6 protein-coding genes are annotated in these 4,832 nt (G+C 70.1%); 2 read left to right on the top strand and 4 right to left on the bottom strand.

The annotated features are described in order from the left end of the window. Positions 1-238: cobalamin biosynthesis protein (locus H7841_17745; GenBank protein ID MEO5338705.1), on the top strand; the 238-nt coding region annotated here is incomplete at its 5' end. A gap of 1 nt (position 239) precedes the next feature. Here the strand turns inward: H7841_17745 and H7841_17740 are convergent. Next, positions 240-1,691, bottom strand: coding sequence for a cobyric acid synthase (locus tag H7841_17740; protein ID MEO5338704.1), 1,452 nt, complete (start codon positions 1,689-1,691; stop codon positions 240-242). A gap of 16 nt (positions 1,692-1,707) precedes the next feature. Next, positions 1,708-2,379, bottom strand: a complete 672-nt coding sequence (locus tag H7841_17735; GenBank protein MEO5338703.1) for a lipid-binding SYLF domain-containing protein — start codon at positions 2,377-2,379, stop codon at positions 1,708-1,710. Between the two features lie 137 nt (positions 2,380-2,516). Between H7841_17735 and H7841_17730 the strand changes: the two genes are divergently transcribed. After that, positions 2,517-3,059 (top strand): acyloxyacyl hydrolase, encoded by a 543-nt coding sequence (locus H7841_17730; GenBank protein ID MEO5338702.1) that lies wholly within the window; start codon positions 2,517-2,519, stop codon positions 3,057-3,059. On the opposite strand, the gene H7841_17725 is transcribed toward H7841_17730, so the two are convergent. Further along, positions 3,056-3,901, bottom strand: a complete 846-nt coding sequence (locus H7841_17725) for a 50S ribosomal protein L11 methyltransferase (protein ID MEO5338701.1) — start codon at positions 3,899-3,901, stop codon at positions 3,056-3,058. The genes H7841_17730 and H7841_17725 overlap by 4 nt on opposite strands. A 2-nt stretch (positions 3,902-3,903) precedes the next feature. Further along, a partial coding sequence (locus tag H7841_17720) for a DNA helicase II (GenBank protein MEO5338700.1) occupies positions 3,904-4,832 on the bottom strand: 929 nt, incomplete at its 5' end.

The raw sequence follows: 4,832 nt of genomic DNA, 5'->3' as shown, positions 1-4,832 counted from the left end.
GGGCCGGCACCGCTCGCCCAATTCGGGCTGGCCCGAGGCCGCCATGGCCGGCGCCCTCGACCTGGCCTTGGCCGGCCCGCGGCGCTACCGCGAGGAAGTGGTGGACGGCCCCTGGATCGGCGAGGGTACGGCGCGGGCCGGGGAGGAAGACATCCGGCGCGCCTTGGCCGTCTACGTGGTGGCCTGCCTGATCGACGCCGGCTGGGTGGCACTGGCGGCCTTGGTCCGGCTGGCCTGAATCAGCGGGCGAGGGCAAGCAGACGGTCCACATCGACGTGCTCCTCCAGATGGCGGGCCAGGGCGTCGAGGGCGGCTTCGACGCCCGCCTCGTAGGCGGCGCCCGCCGTCCGTCCGGCCCGCAAGCGGGCCAGGAAGGTTCGGCGGAAACCGTCGGCGGCGAACAGGCCGTGCAGGTAGCTGCCCAGCACCCTGCCGTCCTTCGAAGTCGCCCCTTCCGGGCCGTCGGCATCCAGGTCCAGCCAGGGCGCGGCGAGATCCGGGCCGGAGGTCTCGCCCAGGTGCATTTCGTAGCCCCGTACCGCGGCCCCCGAGGCGACCTCGCGCCCCGCGGTCTCGCGAAGGGTCTTGTCGGGATGCAGAACCGTGGCGACGTCCAGCAGTCCGAGCCCATCGGCGCCACCGGGCGGGCCTTCCATGCCGTCCGGGTCGTCAATGCGCCGCCCCAGCATCTGGAAGCCGCCGCAGAGCCCCACCACCATCCCGCCCCGCCGCAGATGGGCGCGGATATCGATATCCCAGCCTTCCTCCCTCAGGAAGGCCAGGTCCGCCAGGGTGGCCTTGGAACCGGGAATCAGGATCAGATCGGCGTCTCCGGGGAGCGCAAGCCCGGCCTCGACGATTTCGACGGTCACGTCGGGCTCGGCGGCCAAGGGGTCCAGGTCGTCGAAGTTGGCGATGCGCGGCAGGCGGGGCACGGCGATCTTGATCGCGCCGTCCCGGGCGGCGGCCGGTTCGCGGCGATCCAGCGCCATGGCGTCCTCGCGGGGCAGGCGGCCGGCCTCGGGCAGCCAGGGGACGATGCCCAGGCAATCCATTCCTGTGCGCTCGCCGATCAGGGCCACCGCCTCGTCGAACAGCGAGACGTCGCCGCGGAACTTGTTGACGATGTAGCCGGCCAAGCGGGCCCGTTCCGCCTCCGGCAGCAGGGCATGGGTGCCGACCAGCGAGGCGATGACGCCGCCGCGGTCGATGTCGGCCACCAGGACCACCGGGACGTCGGCGGCTTCCGCGAAGCCCATGTTGGCGATGTCGGCGGCGCGCAGATTGACCTCGGCGGCGCTGCCCGCGCCCTCGACCACCACCAGATCGGCGCCCTCGCCCACCCGGGCGAAGCTTTCCAGGACCGCCGGCAGAAGGGTAGGCTTCAGGGCGTGATAGTCGCGGGCCTTGGCGTTGCCGACCACCCGGCCCTGGACCACCACCTGGGCGCCCAGGTCGGTAGTGGGTTTCAGCAGCACCGGATTCATATGGCGGCTGGGCGCCACGCCGGCGGCGCGGGCCTGCAGGGCTTGGGCCCGGCCGATCTCGCCGCCGTCGACGGTGACGGCGGCATTGTTGGACATGTTCTGCGGCTTGAAGGGCCGCACCGTCAGTCCTCGCCGCAGGAAAGCCCGGCAGAGGCCGGCCGCCAGCAAGGATTTGCCGACGTCCGAGCCGGTGCCCTGCAGCATCAGGGCCCGAAAGGTCCTAGCGGGCAAGCGAGGTCCGCAGCCGGTCGGCGGCGGGATTGCTGTAACGGCCTTGCTGGACGATGGTCTCGGGAGTCGCGCCGGAACCGTAGAAGGCGTCGTTCCAGTCGTTGCGCCGCGCCAGCACGGAACCCTCGATGGACCCGCCGCCGTACAATCCGGCGGCGCGCGAGAAGGCCAGGATGTCGGCCCCCAGGTTGGAGGTGGTGGAGGCTTCCATGCCGGCGCCGATGTTGGCGACCGTGGCCTCGATGTCGGCGCCCAGCTTGCCCTGGTGCTTGATGATCGAATCGACGGCCCCCTTGGTGCGCAGCACCAGGACGATTTCCGCCGCCTGGCCGCCGAATTGCAGGCCGAAACTGCCGGCGCCCATGGTGTAGAAGGCAGGATAGCCCCAGTTGCCCGAGGCGTCCTTGGCGACGAGCACGCCCGAACCGCCCTCGGCGCCGAAGAAGAAGCCGGCCTTCAGCACGCTGGGAAAGATCATCACGCCCTGCGCCTTCTTGAGTTCGGAGCGCAGCAGGCTGTAGGGCTCTTCCTTGGATTCCTTCATGCCTTCGATGGTGAAGCGAGCCTTCTCGACCAGGGCCTCGGCCTCCAGGCGGTCGGAGGCCGAGGCCGGTCCCGCCAGCACGGCCAGCCCCAGGGCCAGCATCGCGACGAATTTCATGGAATCCTCCCTGTCATTGTACGACAGGGTCCGGTATAGGCGCGAATGGCGAAGAAACGGTTAACCGCGGCCATTAACCTTCCCTTCACCCGCCCCCGCCAGAATGGGGGCGTCATGATCCGCCGGAGGCCATTGCCATGCGTCGCGTCGCATTCCTTCTCGCCGCCGTTGCCACCCTGGGCACCTCGGCCGCCGGGGCCGGCAGCCTGGGCGGGGTCGTCACCGAGGTCAAAGGGGGGTTCCTCTACCACGACGTCGACAATCTCTGGAGCAACCATCGCCGCGAATCCGGCGTCGACTTCAATGCCGAGGTCATCTTCTCGCCCGCCTGGGAAGTCCTGGGCGGCGCGGTGCGGCCGGCCCTGGGCGGGTCCTACAATTCCTCGGGCGATACCAGCAAGGCCTACCTGGACGCCCGCTACGAGATCGAAAGCTCGTTCGGCGTTTTCTTCGGCCTCGGGCTGGGCGCCGCCGTCCACGACGGCGACCTGGAGCTGAAGGACCGCGACCACAAGGCGCTCGGCTCGCGGGTCCTGTTCCATATTCCGGCCGAGATCGGCTACCGCTTCGACGGCCACCAGGGCGTCTCGCTCTATTTCGACCACGTGTCCAACGCGTCGCTGGCCAGCCCGAACGAGGGCATGGATACCCTGGGCATCCGCTACGGCTACCGGTTCTAGACCCGCCCCAGGACCAGGGTCGCCCAATCCTCGACGACGATCCGCCCGATGCGCCGGAGCCCCAGCCGGCGATGGGCCTCCTCGACCCTGAGGGCATCGCGGGTGAGGAATCCGGACAGGATGGCGACGCCGCCGGGCGCCAGGCTTCCCGCCAGGCCCTTGGCGAGCCCGCAAAGGGGATTGGCCAGGATGTTGGACAGGATCAGGCCGTAGGGCGCGCCCCGGCGTACCGCCCGGTTGCCATAGCTGCCGCCCACCGCCGTCGCCACCCGGCCGGCCAGGCCGTTGCGCCGGACGTTATCCGCCGCCACCTCGACGGCCACCGGATCGATGTCGATGGCCAGCATGGACAGGCCGAAGGCCTTGGCCGCCGCCATGGCGAGGACGGCGGTGCCGCAGCCCATGTCGAGGCCCCGGCCCAGGCGCCGGCCGTCCAGGCCGTCCAGGGCCAGCAGGCAGCCCCTGGTGGTGGCATGTTCGCCCGAACCGAAGGCCGCCGCCGCGTCCACCAGCAGCCCCACCTTGCCCGCCGGCGCGCCGCCTTCCACGTGGGAACCATGCAGATGGAAGCGTCCCACCTCCATGGCCGGGAAGCCCCGGTAGCTCTCCACCACCCAGTCGCGGTCGGCCAAGGGTTCGGCCGCCGGTTGGGCGGCCACGCCCATGGCCCGGAGCCCGGCGGCGACAAGGGCCAGGTCCGGTTCCTCGTCGCAGACCCCTTCCAGGCGCCAGGGACGGCCGTCGTCGGGGATGAAGCGGCTGACAGCCAGGCAATGGGGCTCCAGGGCTGCCTCGCATAGGTCGATGTCGGCGGGGGTGACGGGAATGCGCAGCAGCCACATGGTCAAACCGCCTTCACGAAACTGTCCATGACCTTCTTGTTTCCCGCCTTCTCGAAGGCGATTTCCAGCTTGTTGCCGTCGACGAACAGGACCCGGCCGTAACCGAACTTGTCGTGGAACACCCGCTGGCCCGACGAAAAGGCGCTAACCGGGGCGGCGGCCAGGATGGCCGGTTCCTCGTCGAACTCGAAGCGCGCCGAGCGCCGCCGGCCCCCGTAGAGCCCGCGGTCGCCGAAGCGTTCCACGTGTTCGGGCGGCAGTTCGTCGATGAAGCGGCTGGGCAGGGCCGACTGCCACTGGCCGTAGACTTGGCGGTTGGCGGCGAAGGTGACGAAGGCCTTGCGCCTTGCCCGGGTGAGGCCCACGTAGGCCAGGCGCCGTTCTTCCTCCAGCCCCGCCAGGCCGCCTTCGTCCACCGCCTTCTGGTGGGGGAACAGGCCTTCTTCCCAGCCGGGCAGAAAGACGGTCTCGAATTCCAGGCCCTTGGCGCCGTGCAGCGTCATCAGGGACAGCTTGTCGCCGTCGGGCCGGCCGTCGTTTTCCATGACCAGGCTGACGTGTTCCAGGAAGGCGGGCAGAGTCGCGAATTCCTCCAGGGCGTTGACCAGTTCCTTCAGGTTTTCCAGCCGCCCGGCGGCGTCCGGGGCCCGGTCGGCCCGCCACATGGGGACGTAGCCCGATTCCTCCAGCACCGTGGCCGCCACTTCGGAATGAGGCAGGGAATCCATCAGGCTCCGCCAGCGGTCGAAATCGAGCAGCAGGGCGCCTAGCGTGGCGCGCGGCTTGGGCTTCAGGTCTTCGGTCGCCACCAAGTCGCGCACCGCGCGCAGCAGGGACGTCCGCCCGGCGCGCGCCACCTTGTGGACCACCTGCAAGGTGGAAGCCCCCAGGCCGCGCTTGGGCAGGTTGACGATGCGCTCGAAGGCCAGGT

The sequence above is a fragment of the Magnetospirillum sp. WYHS-4 genome, from assembly GCA_039908345.1.
Lineage (GTDB): Bacteria > Pseudomonadota > Alphaproteobacteria > Rhodospirillales > GLO-3 > JAMOBD01.
This window is presented reverse-complemented; position numbering and strand designations above follow the sequence as displayed.

Coding starts and splice junctions, on each gene's coding strand:
- H7841_17740 (MEO5338704.1), bottom strand. CDS start 1,691: ATGCTGCAGGGCACCGGCTCGGACGTCGGCAAATCCTTGCTGGCGGCC.
- H7841_17735 (MEO5338703.1), bottom strand. CDS start 2,379: ATGAAATTCGTCGCGATGCTGGCCCTGGGGCTGGCCGTGCTGGCGGGA.
- H7841_17730 (MEO5338702.1), top strand. CDS start 2,517: ATGCGTCGCGTCGCATTCCTTCTCGCCGCCGTTGCCACCCTGGGCACC.
- H7841_17725 (MEO5338701.1), bottom strand. CDS start 3,901: ATGTGGCTGCTGCGCATTCCCGTCACCCCCGCCGACATCGACCTATGC.